Annotated in this window: 19 protein-coding genes; 11 read left to right on the top strand and 8 right to left on the bottom strand. The window is 63.0% G+C overall.

Annotated elements, in window-relative coordinates:
- Nucleotides 1–199: 199 nt before the first annotated feature.
- From CKO27_RS04960 to CKO27_RS04950, 3 genes are all read left to right on the top strand, one after another.
- Nucleotides 200–1,147, top strand: a complete 948-nt coding sequence (locus CKO27_RS04960) for a DnaJ C-terminal domain-containing protein (protein WP_200373770.1) — start codon at nt 200–202, stop codon at nt 1,145–1,147.
- 5 nt (nt 1,148–1,152) lie between these two features.
- Complete coding sequence (locus tag CKO27_RS04955; protein ID WP_200373769.1) at nt 1,153–1,470, top strand: chaperone modulator CbpM; 318 nt, start codon at nt 1,153–1,155, stop codon at nt 1,468–1,470.
- A gap of 543 nt (nt 1,471–2,013) precedes the next feature.
- The gene (locus CKO27_RS04950; protein WP_200373768.1) at nt 2,014–2,250 is read left to right on the top strand and encodes a hypothetical protein; all 237 of its coding nucleotides are present in this window, start codon (nt 2,014–2,016) and stop codon (nt 2,248–2,250) included.
- Between the two features lie 166 nt (nt 2,251–2,416).
- Here the strand turns inward: CKO27_RS04950 and CKO27_RS04945 are convergent, their stop codons facing one another.
- Entirely contained in the window at nt 2,417–3,043 is a 627-nt protein-coding gene (locus tag CKO27_RS04945; RefSeq protein ID WP_200373767.1) for a chemotaxis protein CheB, read from the bottom strand.
- A gap of 280 nt (nt 3,044–3,323) precedes the next feature.
- On the opposite strand from CKO27_RS04945, the gene CKO27_RS04940 reads away from it, so the two are divergent.
- From CKO27_RS04940 to CKO27_RS04930, 3 genes are all read left to right on the top strand, one after another.
- Entirely contained in the window at nt 3,324–3,470 is a 147-nt protein-coding gene (locus tag CKO27_RS04940; protein ID WP_200373838.1) for an entericidin A/B family lipoprotein, read from the top strand.
- A gap of 113 nt (nt 3,471–3,583) precedes the next feature.
- A complete protein-coding gene (locus CKO27_RS04935; protein ID WP_242470735.1) occupies nt 3,584–7,021 on the top strand; it encodes an HAD-IC family P-type ATPase in 3,438 nt (1,145 codons plus the stop codon).
- 137 nt (nt 7,022–7,158) lie between these two features.
- Nucleotides 7,159–7,377 carry a YgaP family membrane protein gene (locus tag CKO27_RS04930; RefSeq protein WP_200373766.1) on the top strand — a complete coding sequence of 73 codons (219 nt, stop codon included), beginning with the start codon at nt 7,159–7,161 and terminating at the stop codon, nt 7,375–7,377.
- Nucleotides 7,378–7,619: 242 nt separating this feature from the next.
- On the opposite strand, the gene CKO27_RS04925 is transcribed toward CKO27_RS04930, so the two are convergent.
- On the bottom strand, nt 7,620–7,829 hold the full coding sequence (locus tag CKO27_RS04925; RefSeq protein WP_200373765.1) for a forkhead box protein: 210 nt from the start codon (nt 7,827–7,829) through the stop codon (nt 7,620–7,622).
- 329 nt (nt 7,830–8,158) lie between these two features.
- A complete protein-coding gene (locus CKO27_RS04920) occupies nt 8,159–8,809 on the bottom strand; it encodes a lipid-binding SYLF domain-containing protein (protein WP_242470734.1) in 651 nt (216 codons plus the stop codon).
- 671 nt (nt 8,810–9,480) lie between these two features.
- Here CKO27_RS04920 and CKO27_RS04915 point away from each other — a divergent pair.
- Nucleotides 9,481–10,854: a sigma-54 dependent transcriptional regulator gene (locus CKO27_RS04915; protein WP_276570125.1), complete on the top strand. Its 1,374-nt coding sequence runs from the start codon at nt 9,481–9,483 to the stop codon at nt 10,852–10,854.
- 334 nt (nt 10,855–11,188) lie between these two features.
- Here the strand turns inward: CKO27_RS04915 and CKO27_RS04910 are convergent, their stop codons facing one another.
- From CKO27_RS04910 to CKO27_RS04900, 3 genes are all read right to left on the bottom strand, one after another.
- Entirely contained in the window at nt 11,189–13,489 is a 2,301-nt protein-coding gene (locus CKO27_RS04910) for a putative bifunctional diguanylate cyclase/phosphodiesterase (protein ID WP_200373764.1), read from the bottom strand.
- Between the two features lie 76 nt (nt 13,490–13,565).
- Nucleotides 13,566–16,691, bottom strand: coding sequence for a chemotaxis protein CheB (locus CKO27_RS04905; protein WP_200373763.1), 3,126 nt, complete (start codon nt 16,689–16,691; stop codon nt 13,566–13,568).
- A gap of 133 nt (nt 16,692–16,824) precedes the next feature.
- Complete coding sequence (locus CKO27_RS04900; protein WP_200373762.1) at nt 16,825–17,544, bottom strand: Crp/Fnr family transcriptional regulator; 720 nt, start codon at nt 17,542–17,544, stop codon at nt 16,825–16,827.
- Between the two features lie 431 nt (nt 17,545–17,975).
- Between CKO27_RS04900 and CKO27_RS04895 the strand changes: the two genes are divergently transcribed.
- The 3 genes from CKO27_RS04895 (at nt 17,976) to CKO27_RS04885 (ending at nt 20,498) form a co-directional block, all read left to right on the top strand.
- Nucleotides 17,976–18,404 (top strand): antitoxin Xre/MbcA/ParS toxin-binding domain-containing protein, encoded by a 429-nt coding sequence (locus CKO27_RS04895; RefSeq protein ID WP_200373761.1) that lies wholly within the window; start codon nt 17,976–17,978, stop codon nt 18,402–18,404.
- Nucleotides 18,404–18,874, top strand: coding sequence for an RES family NAD+ phosphorylase (locus tag CKO27_RS04890; protein ID WP_200373760.1), 471 nt, complete (start codon nt 18,404–18,406; stop codon nt 18,872–18,874). The genes CKO27_RS04895 and CKO27_RS04890 overlap by 1 nt, the downstream gene beginning before the upstream one ends.
- An 832-nt stretch (nt 18,875–19,706) precedes the next feature.
- Complete coding sequence (locus tag CKO27_RS04885; RefSeq protein ID WP_242470733.1) at nt 19,707–20,498, top strand: hypothetical protein; 792 nt, start codon at nt 19,707–19,709, stop codon at nt 20,496–20,498.
- Here the strand turns inward: CKO27_RS04885 and CKO27_RS04880 are convergent.
- Both CKO27_RS04880 and CKO27_RS04875 read right to left on the bottom strand, forming a co-directional pair.
- Complete coding sequence (locus CKO27_RS04880; RefSeq protein WP_200373759.1) at nt 20,490–21,290, bottom strand: L,D-transpeptidase; 801 nt, start codon at nt 21,288–21,290, stop codon at nt 20,490–20,492. The two genes, CKO27_RS04885 and CKO27_RS04880, sit on opposite strands and share 9 nt — an antisense overlap.
- Complete coding sequence (locus tag CKO27_RS04875; protein WP_200373758.1) at nt 21,278–23,638, bottom strand: phosphoketolase family protein; 2,361 nt, start codon at nt 23,636–23,638, stop codon at nt 21,278–21,280. Before CKO27_RS04875 ends, CKO27_RS04880 begins: the two co-directional genes overlap by 13 nt.
- Nucleotides 23,639–23,946: 308 nt before the next feature.
- Between CKO27_RS04875 and CKO27_RS04870 the strand changes: the two genes are divergently transcribed.
- Nucleotides 23,947–24,447 carry a tyrosine-type recombinase/integrase gene (locus tag CKO27_RS04870; protein WP_276570124.1) on the top strand — a complete coding sequence of 167 codons (501 nt, stop codon included), beginning with the start codon at nt 23,947–23,949 and terminating at the stop codon, nt 24,445–24,447.
- Nucleotides 24,448–24,505: the final 58 nt, after the last annotated feature.

Here is a 24,505-nt window from a genome sequence, read left to right as displayed (position 1 = left end):
GTCTCGAAGAATGCGTGCGATAGCGTACAGACGGAATGACTCTACCGAGCTAGGTTGAGCCAAAGGAGCCCAAGAGCCTCTCGACACCAGCGACGGCCGTCTGCCCTCCCCTTCTCACGGCGTTCGCACGACCGCAGTGTGGCACTTGCCGCTTTCCACTGAGCTCATGCCCCGTCGCAAGCCACCAGCCGGAGGTTTGATGGAATTCAAGGATTATTACGCGGTGCTCGGACTGGAGCGCACGGTCGCTCAGGATGAGATCAAGCGTGCCTATCGCAAGCTGGCGCGCAAATATCACCCCGACGTCAGCAAGGAGCCGGATGCCGAGGCGCGCTTCAAGGAGGTGGCCGAGGCGTATGAGGCACTGAAGGATGTCGAGAAGCGGGCGGCCTACGACGATGTGGGGAACCGCTACAAGCACGGTCAGGAGTTCAACCCTCCTCCGGAATGGAACAGCGGTTTCGAGTTCAGTGGCGGCGCCGAGGGCGACGGCCACGACTTCAGTCGCAGCGATTTCTTCGAATCGCTCTTCGGGCACCAACCGGCCGGCGCGCGCGGCTCGCGTGGGCGAGGCCAGCGGGCGGGCGAGGACCATCACGCCAAGGTGCGGATCGACCTGCAAGACGCCTATCGCGGCGGTCGCCGTAGCATCTCGCTGCGCGTCCCTCGGATCGATGCGAACGGACGCGCGAGCATCGAGGAGCGGCACCTGGAGGTGAACATTCCCAAGGGCATCCGCGACGGACAACACCTGCGACTCGCCGGCCAGGGCGGACCCGGACAGGGTGAGGCGCCGGCGGGTGACCTCTACCTTGAGATCGAGTTCGCGCCGCACCCGGATTTTCGGCTCGACGGCCGCGACATCTACCTCGATCTGCCGGTCACCCCTTGGGAAGCGGCCCTTGGTGCCGGCGTCACCGTCCAGACCCCTGATGGCAGTGTCCAACTGACCGTACCGCCCGGCTCGTCGCCGGGCCGCAAGCTGCGCCTCAAAGGCCGGGGGCTTCCGAGCGTTCCCCCTGGCGATCTCTATGCGGTGCTGTCGATTCGGCTGCCGCCGGCCGATACGGAGATGGCGCAAGACGCCTACCGCCGCATGGCCGAGGCGTTCGGCGACTTCCAACCGCGACCCGCCGTGGAGGTTTGATGTCGATGAACAGAATCAACAGGACCGAGACCCCCTGCGTCATTGTCGAGGAGGAGGTCCAATTCACGCTGATCGAGCTGAGCCAGGTGTGTCGGACCGAGGTCGATCAACTGATGGAACTGGTCATGGAAGGCGTGCTGACGCCGAGCGGCGAGGATCCAGAGCGTTGGCGTTTCGGCGGCACGACGCTTAGACGCGCGCGGGTGGCGTTGCGTCTCACGCGCGATCTGGAATTGAACGCGGCTGGCACGGCCCTGGTGCTCGACCTGCTCGATGAGATCGAGGCGCTCCGGTCACGCCTTCGGCGCCTGGGCGGCGACTGAGGCTCGGCCCCGGCGATCCTCCCGGGCGATGCCGCCAAGCGGTTTCCGAACCATGGTCAGGCTTACCTCAACGCGCCACATCGAGATGCCTGATTTCAAGCATGGAGCGCGATTCCTTGCGATTGTCCGGCGATTTGCTCCCTGGAGCGGAGCGTGCGAAAGCCCTCGCCGCCTTGTCCAACTGGCTCAAGCTGTCGCCACCATAGACCGAGTCAGCGCGGGTCCGCGCGTGTTACGAGGTGGTCAGGAAGGCCAAGGCCAAGGCCATCGGGGGGGGCCATGCGCCAGCAGGATCGGTCCGCCGCGCCCAGTCGGGGTGAGGAACTCGTGCTTATGTTTGCTAGAGCACCGACAGCGTTGGTCCGCCAGTCCATGGTGGCCACATCAGGATGAAGCGTCGCACCACTCCAGGCCATTCGAACCCGGCCAGGAGATCAACGATCAAGCCCACTTCTGATTGGCCCTGCGGTGGTCATCGCCAGTTCAGCGACGCTGATCAGGGGCGCCGCCAACGGCTTTACCTGTCACCCTGGAGACAACACCATGAAATTTTCGATCATCTGCGCCGCCGTTGTGATGGCGCTTGGATTGAGTGCCTGCACTGGACCTCAAGGTCCGGCCGGGGCTCAAGGTGTTACCGGGCAGACCGGGCGGACCGGCGCGGATACCCTGATTGTTTCTCCGACGGAGAAAAAAACGACCACCGTTGACACGGTGATCACGGCGCCAGCGCGCCCGACGACAACGACGACCACGACTCGCAGATACGATGCGTATTAATGGGTTGTAGTTTTAAGGTGATTTCCTGAAAACCCGATACCCAATGAAAGATCGTTAATGGACAGGATTTCGCAGGATGGACAGGATTCAAAAACTGCTGTTTTTCATCCTGTCAATCTTGAAACATCCTGTTAATCCTGTCGATTTCGAAGCCTTGGGTCTTGGGTCACGCCTTCGGCGCCTGGGCGGCGACTGAACCACGGCCCGGACCATCCCCCTGGGCGATGCGGACAATCTTGTCCGCGATCGCTTCCGGTGAGAGCACGAAATCGATACACCCGGTGGCGATGGCGCTCTCGGGCATATCCGGCTGCGCGGCGGTGTCGAGCCGTTGCGCGATGGTGATGCCGCCCACCTCTTGAATCCCGCACAGCGCCTCGGCGCCATCGCCATCGTAGCCAGAGACGATGACCGCGATGAGCTGGCCATCCCAATGCTGGGTGAGCGAACGCAGAAAGACCGTGATCACGTCCGGCCATCCCCTCGGCTTCGAGATCGGCTGGAGACGGAATTCGCCATCGAATACGTGCAGGTCGCGCTGCGACGGGATGATGAAGACCCGGTTCGGCTGAATGAGCAGACGTTCACTGATCAGCTCGACCGGCATCGTCGTGACGTTCGGGAGAATCTCGTGCAGATGGGTGGCGACGGTTCGCAGGTGATTCACGATGACGATCGCGACCCCCATGTCGTTGGGCAGATGGCGCAGCAGCCGGGTATAGGCATCGAGACCCCCGGCCGAGCCGCCGACACAGACGATCGGGAAATCGGTTTCAAAACGCTTGGTATTCATCTGATGGGTCCGGTGGGTGACGGTGGTGCCTGCGTCGGGCCAGACCCTTTCGGATCCAGGGCCAGCAAACGCCACGGGAGGCGGCGGCCTAAGTTCGCTAGCGCACTGAAGCGCCCGGCCCTTCCGGCGTAGATTAAGTCATCCCAGGTGCATTCGCCGAGACCGCGCGCCGCCGGCGAGCGTAAGCGGCCAGACCCGAGGCCGTCGATCGGGAACGGAGGCACGCTGGACTGACCGGCCGCTATGCAACGCCAACCGATGGCCAAGACAACAGGTGATGATGATGAATAAGCTTTTAACACTAATGTTGCTGATCACGATCAGCGGATTGTTCGGCTGCAACACCATGGAAGGCGCCGGCAAGGATATTCAGCGCGGCGGTGATGCCGTGAGCGATACGGCAAGAGACGTCAAGAAGGATATGTGAAGCGGCGTGCCGCGCATGCACACCGCTAGCAACGCCAGGAAGCCAACCGTGACGGACGCGATCGGTGCCAGGGATGGCTCGCGTGTCTCTCGCCGCGATGGAGGTCGGGTTTGATGCCGCCTGAGGCTCTCGATGCCCTGCTCGCCGATCTGGCTGGATGGCCCTGGATGTGGGGCGCGGACGCCGTGGGCTTCGCGCTCCTGATCGGCTATCAGCTCTTTGTGAGCTGGCTCGCGCGCCGTCATCCCGAGCGCACCCACCAGGGCCGCTCCAACCGGCTGCGCCGGGCCTGGATCGAGGCCGTGCGCGGCGGCGGCAAGGACAACTTGGCGATCCAGACCCTGCGCAACTGGGTGATGTCCGCCGCTATGTTTGCCTCGACCTGCATGCTGATCAGCCTGGGCATCATGGGCGTGACCTTCGGCGGAATCGATCTGGCCGATCTGTCGCAGGCGCTGAGCGCGGCACCGAGCGGACCGGATCTGGTGCGCGTCAAACTGCTGTTGCTCGCGGCACTCTTCTTCGCCGGCTTCATGTCCTTCCTGTTGGCGCTGCGGTACTACAACCAGGGCGGTTTCGTCATCAATCTGCCGGACGGTTTCTTCAACGGTCCAGCGATCGACCCCATCGCCGAGACCCTCGATCGCGCCGGCCGCCACTACAACCAGGGCACCCGGGTCTTCATCCTGGCCGTGCCCTTCGTGCTCTGGCTGATCGGTCCGGACTGGCTCCTGGGCGGTGCCCTGGCCGCCATCCTCTTGCTCTATCGCTTCGATGTTCACGACGACCGCGCGCTGGCGCCTGCGGCGGCGCTTCCCAGCGGGCTCGCCGTCGGTGCGCCGCACGCGCTGCCGGCCGAGGAGGTCTTGCAAGCGCTGCGCAGCCGACTCGACGGACTGTCAGCCGCCGAGGCAGCCACGCGCCTCGCGCTCGTCGGTCCCAATCGGCTGCCCAGCCCGGCGCGAGCCGGTCCGATCAGACGCTTCCTCAGGCATTTCCACGACAGCCTCATTTACATCCTGCTCGCCGGCGCGGTGGTGACGGCGCTCATGGGTCACTGGGTCGATACCTGGGTCATCCTGGCGGTGACGGTCATCAATGCCGTCATCGGCTTCATCCAGGAGGGCAAGGCCGAGCAGGCGCTGGCGGGCATCCGCAAGATGCTCGCGCTGCACGCCCAGTGCCGGCGCGATGGCCAATGGGTGCTGATCGACTCGGCCGATCTGGTGCCGGGCGACCTGGTGCGACTGCGCGCCGGCGACCGTGTCCCCGCCGATCTGCGTCTGTGTGAATCGGCGAGTCTACGCATCGACGAGTCCGCGCTGACCGGCGAGTCGGTACCCGCCGACAAGTGGACCGATCCGGTGGATCTGGCGGCGGGGATCGGCGACCGGCGGGGCATGGCTTACTCCGGCACCCTGGTCGCGGGCGGCGCCGGGCTGGGTGTGGTCACGGGCACCGGGCCGGCCACGGAGCTGGGCCGCATCGGCCGCCTGATCGCGGAGGTGCAGACGCTGGCGACCCCGCTGACCCGGCGGATGACCGCCTTCGGCCGGGTGCTCTCCTTGGTGATCCTCGCCATGGCGGCGGGGATGTTCCTGATCGGCTGGCGGCTGCACGGCCTTCCGCTGGGCGAGCTGGTCATGGCCGTGATCGGTTTTGCCGTGGCTGCCATCCCGGAGGGTCTGCCGGCCATTCTGACCATCACCCTGGCGCTGGGCGTGCAGCGGATGGCGCGGCGCAATGCCATCACCCGTCGGCTCCCGGCGGTGGAGACCCTGGGCTCGGTCACCGTCATCTGCACCGACAAGACCGGCACCCTCACCCGCAACGAGATGACCGCGCGCCATCTGGTCACCCGCGTCGCTCAGTACGAGGTGACGGGGATCGGTTATGCCCCGGACGGTCAGGTCCGATGGAACGGGCAAGCCGTTGTGCTCGCCGAGACCCCGGACCTGCTTGCCTTGGTCGAGGTTATGGCCCGCTGCAACGATGCCCACATCGCCGAGGAGGACGGCCACTGGAAGGTGATCGGCGAGCCGACCGAGGGCGCGCTGCGTACCCTCGCGCACAAGGCCGGTTTCGCGTCGGGCGACGCCCGGCGCCTGGCGGTCATCCCTTTCGATTCAACCCGCAAGCTCATGGCGACGCTCGACCAGAGGCCGGAGTCAGCGCCAGGACAGACGCGGCGGCTGCTGGTCAAGGGCGCGCCGGGTCCAGTGATGCGGCTCTGCACCGAGCAGCGCGGCGTCGACGGCGGTCGCGAGCCGCTGGATCTGGCGTTCTGGGAGGATCAGATCGCCTCACTCAGCGCCGATGGGCTGCGCGTGCTGGCCGCCGCCGTGGGTGCTGCGGCGGACGACAAGAGCGATCTCACGCCTGCGGACCTCGATGGCGGGCTGCTGTTCCTGGGGCTGGTCGGCATCCTTGACCCGCCGCGCCCGGAGGCGGTCGCCGCCATCGCCGCCTTCCGACAGGCCGGCATCCGGGTCAAGATGATCACTGGCGATCATCCCGGCACCGCGATCGCCATCGCGCGGGAGATGGGCATCGGCAATGGCCACCGCGCCGTCACCGGGGCCGAGCTGGAGGCCGCCGACGAGGCGGCGCTGCGCCGCATCGTCCAGGACCATGATGTCTTCGCCCGCACCAGCCCGGAGCACAAGCTGCGGCTGGTGCAGGCGCTCCAGGCCAATGGCGAGGTGGTCGCCATGACCGGCGACGGGGTCAACGACGCTCCCGCGCTCAAGCGCGCCGATGTCGGCGTGTCCATGGGCATCAAGGGAACCGAGGCGACCAAGGAGGCGGCCGCCATCGTGCTGGCCGACGACAACTTCGCCTCCATCGAGCAGGCGGTGGAGCAGGGCCGCACCATCTACGACAACCTGCGCAAATCCATCCTCTTCCTGCTGCCGACCAATGGCGCCCAGGCGCTGGTCATCCTGGTCGCGGTGCTGTTCGGCTTCGCCCTGCCGCTCTCGCCGGTGCAGATCCTCTGGGTCAATCTGGTGGTCGCCGTGACCCTATCGCTCGCGCTCGCCTTCGAGCCCGCCGAGCCGGGGCTGATGCAGCGCCCGCCGCGCCGACCCGATGCGCCCATCCTCGGCGGCTGGCTGCTGTGGCGCATGGTCCTGGTCTCGCTGCTGATCGGCGCGGCCACCATCGCCATCTTCCTTTTCGAGCAGGACCAGGGCTACCCCATCGCCTCGGCTCGGACCATGGCCGTCAACACCCTAGTGCTGGGGCAGGTCTTCTTCCTCTTCAACTGTCGCTCGCTCGACGCATCGAGCCTGAGGCCGCGTCTGTGGCTGACCAATCCGGCGGTCTGGATCGCGGTCGGGGTGCTCGCCCTGCTGCAAGCCCTCTTCGTCTATGCGCCCTTCATGAACGCCTGGTTCCACACCGCGCCCCTGGCCGGGCGCGATTGGCTGCTGCCGGTTGGGCTCGGCACGGGGATCTTTCTGCTGGTCGAGATCGAGAAGGCGATCGGCCGGTGGCTCGCGACGGCCCCGGTCCCGGAAAAGAGCGAGGGAGGCATCGAGTCAGTCTGAACACATTTTCTCAGGACTTCCCATCCGCCAAGCGCGGACGGGAAGGACCGGAGCCGCGACCCGATCCCAACCGATCCCGCCACGAACCGATCCGGCACGGAGGCCGCGTTCTATCCTCAACCACTGGAGCATCCGTTATGCATTTCGATATCACCAAACCCAACGTCGGCACCATCGACCGTCTGATTCGCGCGCTTGTCGGCGTCCTCCTGATCGTCGCCGTCTTTCGCGGCAGTAGCTGGATCGGCGGAGTGATCGGCGCGGTGCTGCTCGCCACCGCTTACTTCCGCTTCTGCCCGGCCTACACCATCTTCGACTTCAGCTCGAACAAGGACGAGGCCCCTGTGAGCAAATAGGTCGTCAGGCCACCCACCAACCGGGCCATCAGCCCCGGTGGTGTTATGAGGTTATCCGCACGACCGCATCGGGCCGATCGACGCCATCGAACCCTTGCGGGAGATCGTCCGCGCACGGGTCTTGGAAGTGCCCCGAGGTGGCTCCAATGCCGGCGGGGACGAATGGATTGACCGCGTTGGTGGCGCGGATGTCGGGGCGAATGAATTCGCCCCTGCAAGGATGCCGCGCGTCGATCCGAGCCTCAGCGAAGATACGCCTTCGTGACGTATTGCAGCACCATGCGCTGGGTATTGAAAAACGAACCGTTGAGTGCGATCGCGTGACGCATGAAGTCAATAAACCGCTCCTGGTCGCTGTAGAACAGCGGGGCAATCTCAATCGAGAAATAGGCGATGCGAGCTTCGTTCACAATAGCGTCCGGATTCACGTTGAGCGCATGTGTCATGCCCATGTGTCCTGTTCTCTTGTTGAATTGGCCTTGATCATCGATTAGGCCCTCCGGTCATTCGGCGATTTCCGGGAACCTCCATACCCGACCGAAAGTCCTAAAACGGGACAGGATTAACAGGATTCTTCAAGATTGACAGGATTAAAATCCTGTTAATCCCGAGAAATCCTGTTAATCCTGTCTATGATCAGGCGTATCACCGGGCCTTGATCATCGTTTCGGCCTTCTACGACGCTGACGGACGGTCTCCGACGTCTCGGGACCGACTGGATCGCTCCAGGAATCCCGCCCTTTGACCGGTGGCGCGCGGACAGCATCCGCGCGCCCTCGCCTCAGCGTTTGATGCGAGTGATTTTCGTGCCTTCGATACTCAAGCTGGCCATGAGACCCGACTGATCGAAAATGATGGCGTAGGCATCGTCCTTCAATGTCGAGGATGACAGATTCTTGGCCGCGCCTTCATTCACGACCACGAGGGTCGGCCCGACGCCGATTTCCCATCCTTCGGACTTGTCCAGATAGCTCACGGCCTTGTCGTTCATGAGAAAGACGACGTAGCTGTATGACTGGGCGCCGGCCTGCCAACCCCAGGACGCGGAAACGGAATTAAAGTAGCCCGCGAAATTGCCACCCTTCGTCAGCACGCCTTCGCCATAGCTTCCTCCGAAGACCAGTCCGGCCTTGACGACATTCGGGAATACCAGGGTCGCCCTAGCCGTCTCGCCAAGCGTAGCGGCGGTAGGATTGCTCTTGTACAAGAGCTGCAAGGCCGCGGCGGCGTCGCGATCGAGATCCTCCGCCGTCGCGGCCAGCGCTTGGCCGCCGATCGAAGCCAGTGAGAAAGCCGCCGCCACCATGAGTAGGAGGCTTTTCATCATTCGTCGCGGATTGTTCATCTTCATCTCCTGAAAATCGCTTTGAAACGGGTGTGTGGACGTTAAGGCCCGCTCGACATCCATCCGTGTCGCTCCGGTCTGCCGCATCCGAACCTCTCGGATGTCCCTAATGACAGTGGCTAGATTAAGCGCGGTTCCATGCCAGTTCCGTTCGGTTCCGTACATAGCCATGGCTTCGCGCGACGATTCCGGCTCGCGGGCTCATGAGTCCAAGGGCGAAGGCTGACGATAGCCGTCAACGAATGGCGCACAGGGTTGAAATCCCGGCTATTGATCACAAACGCGCTCGCGTACCTGCCTTGCGGTATCGCACAGGGGCGGACGATTCGGCTTATGTACGATACCGTACCGACCGCCTTCGCTCCTTGGCCTAATCTGTGGCTAGGGCGATTGGTAAAAATCGCTCCGTGCTCGGATCATGGCTCGTCGTGGGCTGGCGATTATTATCCTGGCGATCCCTCGGGCTTATCGCCTTTCAACAGGATGACCGGACACCCTAACGTGACGTAAGAGGGCGGATGGCAATCCGCTCTTTACGAGGTTGTTGTCCGGTTATCGGGTTGGAAATCGAGAGGGCATCGAGATCCTTTCATTTACCTTTCGGACACTGAAACGCCTGGCCTCTCCGAACCAGCTTAAACCGCCGTCGCGCTTTTCCTCCAAGGCCGGCGTTCATGCTTTAGCGTCGAGACTGACTCATGTAAGAGTGATTTTGACTCGCGAGCGACGATCAACGATAACCGCTTCGGTCTTTCATCATGCTGGATACTCGCCGATCACTGCTGTACATGGGATTGACGTCCAGGGAAGCGCCGTTCGCGCCATTCCCGCAGAGCCAAGACTGGGACATTCATGAAGCCCCCCACCCCCAGGCCGCGATTGAATTGATGAGCCAGCGGAAATTCCTGGTTGGCCTATTCTATTGGGACGACACGAACCACGATATCCATGCGCTGCGTCTCCAGGCGGAAATGCTGCACAACGCGAACAACCGCATGAATTGGGTTGGTCTCTTCTCGGGTGTGACCTGCTCCTTACCTCACATATCCCGTGTAATCAGCTCCCATTTCTATGACTACCACACCTTGCCGCTCGATGCGGAGCGGCTTTCCTTCACGCTCGGGCATGCCTATGGCATGGCGGAAATCGCCGAGTCCTTATCCGGGGGAGAGGACGACTCCGAATTCGCCATGATTGGACGGAGCCCGGCCATGAAAACCGTGTTCCAGACCATTCATAAGCTCGCCTCGATCGATCTCAATGTGATGATTCGCGGTGAAAGCGGCACCGGCAAGGAACTGGCGGCACAGGCCATCCATCAGCTCTCGCATCGCGCCAAGGGGCCTTTCGTCGCCGTGAACTGCGGCGCGCTGCCGCGTGATCTCATTCAGGCCGAATTGTTCGGTCACGAGAAAGGCGCCTTCACCGGCGCCGATCGCCGCAAGATCGGTCGGATCGAGGCCGCCCAGAATGGCACGCTCTTCCTCGACGAGATCGGGGATCTACCGCTCGACATGCAGGTCAATCTGCTGCGCTTTCTACAGGAGAAGACGATCGATCGGCTGGGTGGCACGAACCAGATTCCAGTGGACGTGCGCGTTATCGCGGCGACCCATGTGAATCTCGAACGGGCGGTGGAGGAGGGGCGTTTTCGGGAGGATCTCTATTACCGGCTCAACGTGCTGCATCTGGAGATGCCGCCGCTGCGCGATCGTGGCGAGGATATCGAGTTGATCGCGGATCATGTGCTCCGTCAGTTCGCGAACAAGGTCAAGCCTAGTATCAGGGGTTTCAGCCAACCGGCCCTGGAGGCCATCAAATCGCACTCCTGGCCGGGCAATGTGCGGGAGATGATCAACCGCATCCAGCGCGCCGTGGTCATGGGCGATGGGAAGCTCGTCAAGCCACGCGAACTCGGCCTGGATCAGGACATCCCAAGCTCCATTCTCATGACGTTATCGGAGGCTCGCGCGGTGGCGGAAAAGGACGTCATAGAGCGCACCCTGAGCGAAGCGCGCAATAACGTCTCGAAGGCCGCGCGGCGCCTGGATATCTCGCGCGTCACCCTCTACCGGCTGATGGAACACCACGCCATCGATTGGCAGGGAGCGACGCTCGGATCCGATGCCTGAGTCAAGGCGGATCGGGTTTCGCGGTGCGACCAGAACCGATGCTTGGCAGGGAAACCCCGGCAACGGCGTCATGCTGAGCCCTGTAGGGACGAATTCATTCGCCCCTAGGTAGTGCCTCGATTCGTAGGATGACGATAAACGAGCACGCCCGTGGGAGCGGCTTAAAGCCGCGAAAAACCTCGCGTCGGCGCTCATCGCGGCTAAAAGCCGCTCCCACGAAATCCTATCGATTGGGGCGCTACCCGCCCCTACAACCCGGCGGGTTCTTGGTGTCCGTGCTCACCCCTTACGACGAGAATTGATGACAGGCCCTAAGCCTTGAGCCACGCGACGGTCACTGAACGACCGCCGAATGCTCACGGTACCAGTCGGTGAAGTGATCGCCCGACATGGGAACGCCCAGGTAAAACCCTTGGACCTGATCGCAGTCGCGATGGCGGAAAGACTCCAGGTCTTCCTCGTTCTCGATGCCGACCGCCGTGATGTCGAGCCGTAAGGCTCGGCCGAGACAGAGGATGGCGTCGACGATGGCGGGCATGCGCCCCTCGACGCTCAGTCGCTGGACCAGCGTCCGATTGATCTCCAGCCGACTCAAGGGCAGGTTCTCCAATTCGCCGAGGCTGTAATAGCCCATGCCGAAATCATCCAGAGCGACCAGAACCCCGAGCTGTTTCAGTTCCTTCAATACCTGCCGCGAAGCCTTCGGATCCTGCATCAGCGCGGCCTCGCTCACTTCCAGCGAGAGTGCCGTGGGGTCGACCCCAGCCATCCGGGCGGCGGCGGTCAGTTGCTGCTGGAACCCCTGGTGGTGAAACTGCCGGGCCGAGACATTCACGGCGACGCGGATCGGTGGCAGTCCGTTTTGCCGCCAGGTTTGATGCTGACGGCAAGCCTCCTGGAAGACCCAGTGGCCCAGCTCATGGATCAGCCCACTGGATTCCGCGACCGGGAGAAACGCCAGGGGGGCCATCTCGCTCCCATCGGCCAGCGGCCAGCGCAGCAGGGCTTCGACCCCGGTGACGCCGCCGCTTTTGGTGTCCAGCACGGGTTGGTAGACAAGCCGGAACTCCTCCCGCTTCAGCCCCTCCCGCAGGCGGCTTTCCAGCGTCAGCGTGGTCCGTGCCTGCTGGTTGAGTTCCTCGGTCACGAACTGGTAGTGACCGGGGCAGGTCTGTTTGGCGTGATACATGGCGATATCCGCGCGCTGGATCAGACCGTCGATGCTGTCTCCGTCTCGCGGAAACAGACTGATGCCGATACTGGGAAGGGAAAACAGCTCTAGGCCCGCGATCCGATGGGCCGGGGTCAGCGCCTCGATGGCGGTATGCGCCGCGCGCGCCGCGTCGTCGCCGTCGCGGATGTTCGCCAGCACGGCGACGAACTCGTCTCCCCCGACCCGCGCGACCAGATCCTCCGCGCGGAAGGCATCGCGCAGCCGGCGAGCCACCGCTTGCAGGAGCTGATCGCCCACCTGATGGCCATAGAGATCATTGATCGGCTTGAACTTGTCCAGATCGACAAAGAGCACGGCCAACTGTCGACCCGACCGGCGGGCGCTCGCGAACATGTGATCGGCCAACTGGTGGAGCAAGGCACGGCTGGGCAGACCGGTCAGGGGATCGTGCTGTGCCAGCCGAACCGCCTGGTCCTCGCATTCCTTGCGCCGGGTGACATCCTGGTGGACCAGCAGCACCCGCGCCAGCACGCCCCGCGCGTCCCGGATCGCTTCCAGGCGGGCGACGAACCAGCGATAGATCCCGTCCTTGCAGCGCAGCCGGTATTGGATCTCGCCAGGCGTCCCAGGCGCCTCGACGAAATGCTTGAGATGGTCGAGGATCCGCTTCCGGTCCTCCGGGTGCAGCAAGGCGGTCCAGTCTCCGAGACGCAGCGGCAACTCGCCCAGGGCATAGCCGGTCTGACGCCACCATTCGGGTGGAAAGAACACCTCGTTGGTGGACACATCCCATTCCCAGAAGGTCAATTCGGCGATCTCAGCCACCCGCCGCAGCCGCTCCCTGGTGTCGATGAGATCCTGCTCGCCATCCTTGCGCGCGGTGATGTCGATCAGGATGACGCGCCACAGCGGCTGATCGCTCCGCTCCTCTAGCGCGAGGCTGATATCCAGGCGACCCCAGATCGAATGCCCCTCCACCCGCCGCAGACGCAGCTCGCAGGACAGCGGCTCGCCCGTGGAGCCGAGCTCGCGGCGACAGTTGTAATAGATGTCCTGATCCTCGGGGAGGATGAAACGGGTCAGCGGATGGTCAACCAGGTGATCACGCGAGGAGCCCAGAAGGGTGGCCGCGGCGAGGTTGGCCTCCTGGATCCGATCCGCGTCGCCGAGCGTCAGATAGCCCACCGGCGCGAGGTCGTAGAGGTCGAAATAACGCGCGCGCGACGCTTCCAGCGATTCATGGGCCCGGCGCAGCTCCTCGTTCTGAAGTTCCAGCTCGATCTGATGAACGCGCAGCTCATGGACCAGCCGTTCGGTCGGCTCGGACATGAAGGCCGCCATCCCTGGGTTTTCCTGGCCGGCGAGTCGCGCCTCGGCGCGCTGGCGCAAGTCCGGTTCCGACCCGAGCCCTGTCGTCACCGGGACGCCGGACTCCGGGCCTGTCTTGTCCTTCTTAGACATTGAAACATCTCCTGATCCCGGTGCTCAATGCGTCGCCAACCGCGGGGGGGGGGAGCGTGGCGGCCTGGCCGATCCTTCATCGCGTGGGTTCATCAACACTCTCCGGCGCCGATGGCTCGCTGGCGGCCTCCAGACCGACCCTCGACAGCCACTCGGTCACATCCTCAATGGCGAGCAGGATCCGGCCAGCCTTGCCGGACGCGGCCTCAAGCCGGCGGGCGTTGAGCCGCATGGTGCGAGGTCCGATGCGCGGAAAGTCGTGGGTGACTTCATAGTCCTCGAAGCTGGAACCTTGGGACTGGATCTCCAGCAGGCGTTCCCTGAGCGCCGGAATGTCCCATTGCCCGTCGCCCAGCTCATAGAGTAGCTGGCCCTCGCTCTGCGCGGGGGTCACCTGAAACTCGCGGTAGAAGGATCGGTTGGCCGAGATCAGGCGCAAGGTCGAGTCCAGCACCAGCAGCGGCTCGCGCACGGTGTCCACGATCCCCTCGGCCAGGACGCGGGCCTCGCCCAGCGCTTCCTGGTCCCGCTTACCGGTGGAGATGTCCATGAAGGTGATCACCGCGCCTTCGATGACGTTGTCCAGGGTCCGATAGGGTCCGATACGCATCATGTACCAAGCACCTTGCCGGGTCTGGACTTCTTTTTCCCGTGACACCAGGTCCGCCAGAACCGCCCAGACATCCTCAACGAAACTCTCGTAATTCAATATATTAGAGACGATATCCCCGACCGGACGGCCGATGTCGGTCGGGATCAGCTTAATCAACTGGGTCGCGGTCGGGGTGAAGCGGGTGATCCGCAACTGGTGGTCGACGAACAGGGTGGCCACGCCGGTGCCGGCCAGCAGATTGTTCATGTCGTTGTTGACGCGCGAGAGGTCGACCACCTTGGTCTGAAGCTCCGCGTTGACGGTGGCCAGTTCTTCATTGACCGATTGCAGTTCCTCCTTGGCGGTCTCCAGTTCCTCGTTGGAGGATTGGAGTTCCTCATTGACCGATTGCATCTCCTCGTTGGTCGACTTCAGCTCCTCGTTGGCGGTCTCCATCTCCTCCAGGGTGGTTTGGAGATAGTCCTCCTTGGTGCGCAGCTCCAGCTCCAGCTCGGCGATCCGCCGCTCATGCGTCGTGTCGAGGGGGTCCGTCGCCTCGGCGGTCGATTCCGGTTCCAGCATCGCTATCGCCTCCAGCACCACAAGATAGAGATCCGACAGGACGCCGCCATCGTTGACCGACTGTATCGGATGCACCGTCAGATCGACCCCGCTGAAATCGCCGTTGGTCTTGACCCGCAGCCTCGGCAAATGGACCACCTCCTTGCGTGCCACCGCCCGATGCAACGCGGCCGTCAAGGCGCGGCGCAGCCCCTCGCGAGCCATCCCAAGGATATTGGTGGCGATTTCCCCTGGAGCCAGCTCCAGATACCGCCCGGTGTGGCCATGGATGTTGAGGATCTCGCCACGGCCGTTGACCAGCACGGCCGAGGGGTCGAAATGGCGCAGCAGAACCTGTTCCGTCAGGACGCGCAGATCGATTCCACCCTTGCGCCGCTCCGATGGCGCCGGCGCCGGGATACCGCCGTCGGGGTGCGGCGCTCGCAAGGTGCCCAGCACGGGCACCTTGGCATTGGTCATGGATGTCTGGCGAGCATAGAGCTTCCATTTGCGGTTCAGGGACGAGAACAGTCTCAGCGCCTCGCCGATGCTCTCCGAGTTCCCCAAGAAGAGCACGCCGTCCGGGTTCAGGGCATAGTGGAAGAGCGGCATCAACCGCTGTTGCAGATCTCCATTGAAATAGATCAGGAGATTGCGGCAACTGATCAGATCCAGCCGGGAGAACGGCGGATCCCTGATCAGATCCTGCTGGGAGAACACGATGAGATCGCGCACCACCTTCTGGATGCGGTAGACCCCCGTCTCCGGATCCTGGGAAAAGAATCGCGCGAGGCGTTCGGGCGAGACGTCGGCGGCGATGCTCGGCGGATAGACCCCGGCGCGCGCCTGCTCGATCGCGCGGTCGTCGATATCGGTGGCGAAGACCTGCACCTTGAAGGTCTGTTTGAGGAATTCCAGGTGCTCCTGGAGCAGGATGGCGATCGAATACGCCTCCTCGCCGGTGGAGCAGCCGCAGACCCAGATCCGCACCGAGGCGCCCGCCGGTTTGTCGGCGAACAGGCGCGGGATGACCTCCGTTCGCAGGGCGTCGAAGGCTTCGGGGTCGCGGAAGAAACTCGTGACGCCAATCAGCAGATCGCGATACAGCGCCTCGATCTCGGCCGGATCCTGTCGCAGGTAGCGAACATAGTCGCTCTGGTGCGGGATCCGATGCAGCGCCATGCGCCGCTCGATGCGCCGCACCAGGGTGCTCTGTTTGTACTGGTGGAAATCGCGGCCGGTCCGGTCGCGCAGCAGGAGGCAGATCTTGGTCAGGGCCTCCTCGGTCTTGGTGGACACGACCAGCGCGCGCGGGCCCTTGCCGAAGGCGTGGGCCACGTAGGTCATGAGTCGCGTCGGCATCGCCTCCGGCGACAGCACGAAATCCGTCAACCCCGTGGCGATGGCGCTGCGCGGCATGCCGTCATAGGCCGCGGACTCGGGCGACTGGACCAGGATCAGGCCACCCTCACCCTTGATCGCCCGCGCGCCCAGGGTGCCATCGCTGCCGGTGCCGGAGAGGATGACGCCGATCGCCCGTTCGTGCTGATCCTGGGCCAGTGAGCGGAAGAAGAAGTCGATGGGCAGCCGCAGACCCCGAGGCGACGAGGGCTCCAGCAGTTTCAGTCGGCCGTTGAACAGCGCCATGTCATGACTGGGCGGAATGATGTAGGCGCAGTCCGGCCGGACCGCCATGCCGTCCTCGACCTCCTGGACCGACATGCGGGTATAGCGTTTGACCAGCTCGGTGAGGAGGCTTTTATGGTTGGGCGCGAGGTGCTGCACCAGCACGAAGGCCATGCCGGTCTCGATGCCGGCGGGGATGGCCGAGAAGAAGGCTTCGAAGGCCGCCAGACCACCGGCCGAGGCGCCGATGCCGACCACCGGAAAGCCTGGTTCGGGCGGCGGATCTGGCTCCGGCTCCGGGGTAGTCTCCAGATCGACGGCGACCACCGGATCCGACTCCAGCGCGAGTGGCGGCGCGTCGGGCGGTTCAGCGACGGGCGCTGGGTGAGCCGGATCCTCGTGGGGCGTCTTCTTCCTGGTCATGGCCGGTCTCTGAATTCTGGAAGTCGAATAAGGCGAAGGCCTTGACGGTAGCACCCATCGATCGACGCCCCCACGCTATTTTCAGCCTCGCGGCCACCCCAGGCGATCCGGAAGAACAGGTTTACACCATGATTTAAATGGCCAAGCGATTGGGCAGCAGCCGGTCGCACTCCTTCTTGACCACGGCATAGCACTCGCAGCTCCGTTGCTCCAGTCCCTGACGGTCGAGCACCGTGATATGGCCGCGCGCATAGCGGATCAGGCCGGCCTCCTGCAAATTGAGCGCGGCCTCGGTGACACCTTCGCGACGCACGCCGAGCATGTTGGCGATCAATTCCTGCGTCATCACCAGGTCGCTGCCCTCCAGACGATCCAGACTCAACAGCAGCCAGCGGCAGAGCTGCTGGTCGAGCGAGTGATGTCGGTTGCAGGCGGCCGTTTGCGCCATCTGGGTGATCAGCGCCTGGGTATAGCGCAGCAGCAGATGCATCACCGGACCGGCGCGATTGAATTCGTCTAGCATCATCCGCGCCTTCAACCGAAAGCCGACGCCGGCGCTTTGCACCACCGCGCGGCTGGGCGTGGTCTCGCCGCCCATGAACAGCGAGACGCCGACGATACCTTCGTTGCCGACCACCGCGATCTCGGCCGAGGCCCCGTTTTCCATGACGTAGAGCAGCGAGACGATGGCGGTGATCGGAAAGTAGACATGATCCAGGGCGCGGCCCGATTCGTAGAGCACCTGGCCCAGCGGCATCTCGACCGGTTCCAGTTGCGGCAACCAGCGCTGCCACTCAGACTCCGGAAGCGCGGCGAGCAGGTAATTTTTCTTGGGGTCGAGGTCGATGGCCATCGGTTTGCTCCGTGGATAAGGTGGGATCGAGGCAGGAGATCCCGTCAGCGGCTATCCCTTTGCACCCTAGGGTAGCGAGGCTACTCCGTCTGTACGTTAACGCACAAACAACGCGACCCCGCTCCCGGCCATCCACCCCGTCAGACGGCGGCCAGGATCCAACCCTTCGCGCTCGGACGCGCGAAGCCGAGGGATGTGGTTGAGAGGCGCCGAGAGGCCGCTCGGACCCGGCGGCGCGCCCCAGTGGCCGAGAGCCGGCGCGGCTTGATGCGCGCCGGCGCGAGCGGCCCTTTCAGCGGAGGATTGTCGTGGAAGATCGATCTGTCCGACCGACCGACAGAGAGGCAGGGAAACGAGGGTCGCAACCTGATTCAAGGGGTATCATATAAGCGAATAACTCTATTCAACTGATACTATAAAGTCTAAAAACCATGGTCCTTGTCAGCCCTGAAAAGATCGCCGCCGTGATGGCGCTTGCGTCGGTTCCGCATTCTTTCGCCGAGTTGGATGCCCTGGTCGCTCATGGCCTGCCCAAGTCCGCCTTGAAAGCCAGTGTGGAGTGCGTCGGCGGCGGTCGTGAGGAACGTCGGCATCTGCTCTACCGCCTGATTCCGGAAGCCACCTTCAAGCGTCGCCGCGACCGGCTCACGGCGGACGAATCCGCGCGGGCCGAACGCTTGGCGCGCGTCTATGCGACAGCCCGCTATGTGTGGGATTCGGACGATGACGCCCGCGCCTTTCTGCATACCCCGCATCCCATGCTGCAAGGGCAGGCCCCGCTGGAGGTCTCCCTGACCGAACTGGGCGCGCGCCGGGTCGAAACGCTGCTCTGGAAGCTCTATTACGGCATCGCGGCCTGATGCGGATCTTCCGCATCGGCGACGAGCGTCACCCCATCTGGGACGGCACGGGCGCGGCGCTCGTCGGCGGACGCTGGAACCGCCCAGGCAAACCAATGATTCATGGTTCCTTGAGCTATTCCTGCGCCATGCTTGAAATCCTCGCGCACGCCAGCATTGGACGTATTCCGACAACGCATCGCCTGGTGATCGTCGAGGTGCCGGACGGGGTCTCCATCGAACGCCATGATCTCGATGCGCTGCCGGCGGGGTGGGATGCGGAAGACAGTGCCTCCGCCATCGCCTTTGGTGACCGATGGCACGAAGAGGCGCGTAGCGCCATTCTCATCGTGCCCTCGGTGGTGGCCCGATTGGATTCGAATGCCTTGGTGAACCCCTTCCATCCAGACGCGAGCCGGTTGCGACCAGCCGATCCCGTGCGGGTGATCTGGGATCGGCGGTTATTCGAACGACCGACCGAGCCGCGTTGAGGGGTCGTTATATCTAGGGCAGAGGCGCTCAAATGATGCGAACGACGTAGGCTGGATGAAGCGCGGCGCATCCACCAAACGCTCGCGGACAACGGCGCGGTGGCTGGTGGATGCGGCGCGTCCGCGATTCGAGTCCGGCCTGAAATGACGGAGCGCGCGCCTTCATCCAGCCTACGAAGCTTTTCGCGCCCAAAAGGTGCGGGAATATTTTGCCCCCTGATGACGAGAAATTTACTATCGATACGTGTTCGATTTAACTGAAACCAAGCGAAAAATGAGCAAAAAATATTCCTGACTACACGTTTAGTTATGCGGAATGTCGGGTTATAGTTTGCAACGGCTCCGCTAGGTGCGCGCGTCCAACGTGCGCCGCCGTACAGACAGGCGGCTCCGTGAAGGCTATGCTAGCAGTCGGGCATCGCGATTGGATGCTGGGTCGGTAGTGTACGGACAGACGGATCCGTGCGGTGATGCTGGACGTCAAGCATCGACAGCGCCGCCGTAGGTTCAGTAGCGTGAATTTCTAAAAATGCTAAATCAGGTAACGAAAAATGAAAAACATTTCCATAAGCGCTCTTCTTCTTATCACCATGACCTCGGGGCTGCTGCTCACGGCTTGCAGCACCGCCTCGAAGCATGAGGCAGCGCCATATACCCCCCCTCCGGCGACCCCGATGTATGAGCCAAAACCAGATCGCAATTGATAACCTCCCGGTTTCAATAGCATTCGCCGTCAACTTTGAAAGTGAAACACTCAAAGTTGACGGCGAAGGTCGAGAGGGAGGCCGTGCCATGACATTCAAGCCTTTCGGCTTCCTATTTCGGCTTCCTATTGGCGCAAGCCTTTGACACCATTGTCGTGACTTTCATGCCTTTCCGGCCCGCTGTGATCGGCTTCCTCGCCATACTCGTCAGCCATGCCGGTTTGGCCGATTCCGCCTCGTCGCGGCCGATTGTTGATGACGCTCAGGGATCGGTTTCGCGTCCACTTCCACCAGAGTACCTGATCGACCCGCGGGGGTCCGTCACGTTGCGAATCTGCTTTAACTGGTCGTGCGCGTACAGACAGACCATGACCTTTACTTCCAAGGACATGGCCATCCTGAAAAGGCATCTGGCGCTTTGTCCAGGCACAAGTCTTCACGACCGATTGCAGCATGTGCGTATCGGCATCTGGCAAATGGAATTATTGGCACAAACATATCAGCCGTTGTTGGCCAACGACCTGGCCATTAACGATTCCGAGGCGGGAGTCGAGGGGCGAATGGATTGCGTCGACAATGCCAGCAATACCACGACCTATCTGCATATTCTCCGGGATATAGGGGAACTGGCCGGTTGGACGGTTTCATCGCCCAAAGCACGCAATTTTTTCGATATCACGGCGGTTCACTGGACGGCCGTCATCATCGATACGGAGAGTGGGCTTCCCTGGAGCGTTGACTCCTGGTATCGGCCGAACGGCCATCTGCCAATGGTCATGCCACTGCCGAGCTGGAGCGACGATAAGAAGGGATGGGAACCGCCCTTCGAACGTCTGAATGCCACCCCGCGATCAATCGACGAGCTATGCGACACGCCGCCGCTGGGCCACTTGGGACCAGCGGCGTTTTCCTTACGATGAGGCTCCAGCCCGCCTGGTTTCCGGCATGACATAAACAACGCCAGCCGTCCCGGAAAAATGGCGATGGATCACGTCCGTGAAGAATTCCGGTGGAACGTTGATGCAGCCAAAGGAAATCCGGTTATCGAGCGGCGTTGGACTGGCCAGGCGTTGCGGTCGGCGCTGCTTGGGGATGCTCGTCACGACCGGATGCATGGAGATGGAGTTTTTGTAGTCCAGCCAGAGGATTTCCTTGCCATGGGAATTGCGGCCTATTGCCGTCACGAAACGACCCGCGGGCGTTGTACGATCCTCGGGGGGGATACGTGACATCCGCATGTCATTGATGCCGGGGGCGACGTCATCACCTTTCCCCATCCCCAGCAGCACGGGGGCCGCGCCCTTGAGCTGTCCGTCCGCGCTAAAGACAAAGACCTTCGCGTTGACCTTATCGACGATCGCGAACGGCATGTTGAGATTGTCTTTTGAGATGACCACCCAATCCGCCGTCTCCCGTGTCCTGCGCGAGGCGGTCTCCGACCCAAAGTTAGCCCGCTTGGAACTCAATGGCTTGGCCGTTTTTGGTTCCATCACGAACGGAACCTCGGCCTCTTCCTCATAGCTTGCATTGAGCATCGGGTTGGGTATTTGAGCGGCCTCGTCCGCCTTCGTGGCCAGGCGCGGGCCGCACCCGGCAATGAATAGAACAGAACAGAGGCTGAGTACCGTGCCGATCCTAGCCCGATCGAGCCCCCTGTTACGAACGCACGCCTGACGCTGGCCGCCGGTTGCCGGTTGCTCTATGTCACCCATTTCCAATTTCTCACCTCCGGTAGATCCTCGCCATGCTCGGCGATGTAGTGTTTGTGCTCGATGAGTTTGTCGCGAATCGCCTGCTTGGCGTAGGCGGCCCTGGGACCAAGTCGCGGCACCCGATCGATGACGTCGGCGACCAGGTCGAAGCGATCCAGATCGTTCTTCACCACGGTATCGAAGGGCGTCGAGGTGGTGCCCTCTTCCTTGTAGCCGCGCACATGCAGATTGTGGTGGTTGGCGCGGCGATAGGTGAGCCGGTGGATCAGCCAGGGATAGCCATGATAGGCGAAGATGATGGGCTTGTCTGTGGTGAAGAGCCGGTCGAAATCCCGGTCGCTCAAGCCGTGTGGGTGTTCGCTGGGCGGCTGAAGCTTCATGAGGTCGACCACGTTGATGACCCGGATCCTGAGGTCGGGAACATGCGCGCGCAGCAGGGTGACCGCCGCCAGGGTTTCGAGTGTCGGCACGTCGCCGGCGCAGGCCATGACGACCTCCGGCTCGCCGTCCTGGTCGCTGCTGGCCCAGGGCCAGATACCGATGCCGGCGGTGCAGTGCTTGATGGCGGCGTCCATGTCGAGCCACTGAGGCGAGGACTGTTTCCCGGCCACGATGACGTTCACATAGTTGCGGCTGCGCAGACAGTGATCGGTCACCGAGAGCAGGGTGTTGGCATCCGGCGGCAGATAGACCCGAATGACCTCCGCCTTCTTGTTGATGACATGGTCGATGAAGCCGGGATCCTGATGGCTGAAACCGTTGTGATCCTGACGCCAGACATGCGACGACAGCAGATAGTTCAGCGAGGCGATCGGCCGCCGCCAGGGGATGTCGTTGCACACCTTGAGCCACTTGGCGTGCTGGTTGAACATGGAGTCGATGATATGGATGAAGGCTTCGTAGCAGGAGAAGAAGCCGTGACGGCCGGTGAGCAGATAGCCTTCGAGCCAGCCTTCGCACTGATGCTCGCTCAGCATCTCCATCACCCGGCCATCGGGTCCGACATGCTCATCGCCGGGGAGGATCTCCGCGATCGAACAGCGATCCGTCACTTCGAACACCGCGTCCCAGCGGTTGGACGCCGTCTCATCCGGGCTGAAGACCCGAAAGTTCTGGGGATTGAGTCGCACCAGATCACGGATGAAGCGGCCCTGGACGCGGGTCGCCTCGGCGTCCACGCCACCCGGCTGGGGCACGTCCACCGCATGATCGCGGAAATCCGGCATCCGCAGATCGCGCAGCAACAGCCCGCCGTTGGCGTGCGGACTGGCGCTCATGCGCCGCTCGCCCTGCGGGGCCAGGGCCGCGATGTCCGCGTTGAGTCGGCCGCTGGCGTCGAACAGCTCCTCCGGGCGATAGCTCTTCAGCCAGTCTTCCAGGATCTCCAGATGCCCTGGGTGCTTCATGTCGGCCATCGGCACCTGATGGGAGCGGAAGGTGCCCTCGGTCGCCTTGCCGTCCACGCTTTTGGGACCGGTCCAACCCTTGGGCGAGCGCAGGATGATCATGGGCCAGCGCGGACGGGTGTCGAAACCGAAGGCGCGCGCGTCGTTCTGGATGCGCTGGATCTCGGCAACCACGGTATCGAGCGTGGCGGCCATGAGCTGATGCATCGTCGCGGGATCGTCGCCCTCGACGAAATAGGGCGCGTAGCCATAGCCGTTGAACAGCGCCTCCAGCTCATCGCGCGGGATGCGCGCCAGCACCGTGGGGCCGGCGATCTTGTAGCCGTTTAGGTGCAGGATCGGCAGCACCGCGCCGTCGTGGATGGGGTTGAGAAACTTGTTTGAGTGCCAGCTCGTGGCCATTGGGCCGGTCTCCGCCTCGCCATCGCCGACCACGCAGGCGACGATCAGATCCGGATTGTCGAAGGCTGCGCCGAAGGCATGCGAGAGCGCATAGCCCAGCTCGCCGCCCTCGTTGATCGACCCCGGCGTCTCCGGCGCGACATGGCTGGGGATACCGCCGGGGAAGGAGAACTGCTTGAACAGCCGCCGCATCCCGTCCTCGTCCTGGGAGATATTCGGATAGACCTCGCTGTAGGTGCCTTCCAGATAGGCATTCGCCACCATCGCCGGTCCGCCGTGGCCCGGCCCGGCGACATAGATGAGACTGAGATCGTGGTCCTTGATGACGCGGTTGAGATGCGCGTAGATGAAGCTCAATCCCGGTGTCGTGCCCCAATGACCGAGCAGGCGCGGTTTGATGTGCGAAAGCGAAAGCGGCTCTCTCAGCAGCGGATTGTCGTAGAGATAGATCTGACCGACCGAGAGATAGTTCGCCGCGCGCCACCAGGCGTCGAGCTTGCGGAGCTGTTCCGGGTCAAGGGTCTGGGTCGCCGTCTTCATGGGCTGATTCCTCAATGGGTCTGGCCTGGGTGATACCACCTGGCCATGCAGCGGCCCATCGAGACGGTGGCGAGCGGATACCGGACATCGCGTGTCCGGGAATCGCCAGCAGACACCCTTTCCGCCCCCCGGTCCGTGCGTTGCTGAACATTGGGTTGCGAAAGCGTTAAGGCGAAAGGCAAGGGCGGGCGTACGAGACGAAGGTATGAGCAAGGTGACGAAGCAGCAAACCGAAGCGTTTCCTCGTTTTCCTCGTTCCCACGCTCCAGCGTGGGAGCCAGAAGTGAAGCCGGGCGGTTTTCCGCGATTTGTTTTTCCCGATTCCTTGCCAACAGCATAATGCCCGTGTCGGGGCGGTGATCAAGATGCGGGTGGAGGACGTCTATATTCAGGGCCGGCGCACCTGGGTGCGGCTGCACGAGAAAGGTGGTAAGCGCCATGAGATGCCCTGCCATCACAACCTGGAGGCCTCGCTGGAGCGCTATCTGGACGTGACCGGACGACGCGGCCAGCCGAAGGCAGTCCTCTTCCCCACAGCCCCGGGCAAGCGCGGACAGCTCACCGAGCGCGCGCTCCAGCAGTACGAGGTCTACCGCATGATCCGCCGGCGTGTCCTGGCCGCCGGGATCGGCACGGCGGCCGGCTGTCATACCTTCCGGGCGACCGGGATCACCGAGTATCTGAGGAATGGCGGCAAGCTCGAAGTGGCGCAGCAGATGGCCAACCATGAGAGTGCGCACACCACCGGCTTCTATGACCGGCGCAACGATCTGGTCAATCTCGATGAGGTCGAGCGAATTATCATTTGAGACGTCTATCCGCTGCGTGCGCCAGACCGTTTTCACTCCCCTGGGAAGACGAAACATA

This window comes from Thiocystis violacea (genome assembly GCF_016583575.1).
GTDB classification, from domain to species: Bacteria; Pseudomonadota; Gammaproteobacteria; order Chromatiales; family Chromatiaceae; genus Thiocystis; species Thiocystis violacea.
Note: the sequence above shows the minus strand (reverse complement) of the source record. Positions and strands in the feature narration are given on the sequence as shown.

What these genes read in the sequence shown, in the direction of transcription:
- CKO27_RS04960 (WP_200373770.1), top strand. Translation starts at nt 200, where the DNA reads ATGGAATTCAAGGATTATTACGCGGTGCTCGGACTGGAGCGCACGGTC.
- CKO27_RS04955 (WP_200373769.1), top strand. Translation starts at nt 1,153, where the DNA reads ATGAACAGAATCAACAGGACCGAGACCCCCTGCGTCATTGTCGAGGAG.
- CKO27_RS04950 (WP_200373768.1), top strand. Translation starts at nt 2,014, where the DNA reads ATGAAATTTTCGATCATCTGCGCCGCCGTTGTGATGGCGCTTGGATTG.
- CKO27_RS04945 (WP_200373767.1), bottom strand. Translation starts at nt 3,043, where the DNA reads ATGAATACCAAGCGTTTTGAAACCGATTTCCCGATCGTCTGTGTCGGC.
- CKO27_RS04940 (WP_200373838.1), top strand. Translation starts at nt 3,324, where the DNA reads ATGATGAATAAGCTTTTAACACTAATGTTGCTGATCACGATCAGCGGA.
- CKO27_RS04935 (WP_242470735.1), top strand. Translation starts at nt 3,584, where the DNA reads ATGCCGCCTGAGGCTCTCGATGCCCTGCTCGCCGATCTGGCTGGATGG.
- CKO27_RS04930 (WP_200373766.1), top strand. Translation starts at nt 7,159, where the DNA reads ATGCATTTCGATATCACCAAACCCAACGTCGGCACCATCGACCGTCTG.
- CKO27_RS04925 (WP_200373765.1), bottom strand. Translation starts at nt 7,829, where the DNA reads ATGGGCATGACACATGCGCTCAACGTGAATCCGGACGCTATTGTGAAC.
- CKO27_RS04920 (WP_242470734.1), bottom strand. Translation starts at nt 8,809, where the DNA reads ATGCGGCAGACCGGAGCGACACGGATGGATGTCGAGCGGGCCTTAACG.
- CKO27_RS04915 (WP_276570125.1), top strand. Translation starts at nt 9,481, where the DNA reads ATGCTGGATACTCGCCGATCACTGCTGTACATGGGATTGACGTCCAGG.
- CKO27_RS04910 (WP_200373764.1), bottom strand. Translation starts at nt 13,489, where the DNA reads ATGTCTAAGAAGGACAAGACAGGCCCGGAGTCCGGCGTCCCGGTGACG.
- CKO27_RS04905 (WP_200373763.1), bottom strand. Translation starts at nt 16,691, where the DNA reads ATGACCAGGAAGAAGACGCCCCACGAGGATCCGGCTCACCCAGCGCCC.
- CKO27_RS04900 (WP_200373762.1), bottom strand. Translation starts at nt 17,544, where the DNA reads ATGGCCATCGACCTCGACCCCAAGAAAAATTACCTGCTCGCCGCGCTT.
- CKO27_RS04895 (WP_200373761.1), top strand. Translation starts at nt 17,976, where the DNA reads ATGGTCCTTGTCAGCCCTGAAAAGATCGCCGCCGTGATGGCGCTTGCG.
- CKO27_RS04890 (WP_200373760.1), top strand. Translation starts at nt 18,404, where the DNA reads ATGCGGATCTTCCGCATCGGCGACGAGCGTCACCCCATCTGGGACGGC.
- CKO27_RS04880 (WP_200373759.1), bottom strand. Translation starts at nt 21,290, where the DNA reads ATGGGTGACATAGAGCAACCGGCAACCGGCGGCCAGCGTCAGGCGTGC.
- CKO27_RS04875 (WP_200373758.1), bottom strand. Translation starts at nt 23,638, where the DNA reads ATGAAGACGGCGACCCAGACCCTTGACCCGGAACAGCTCCGCAAGCTC.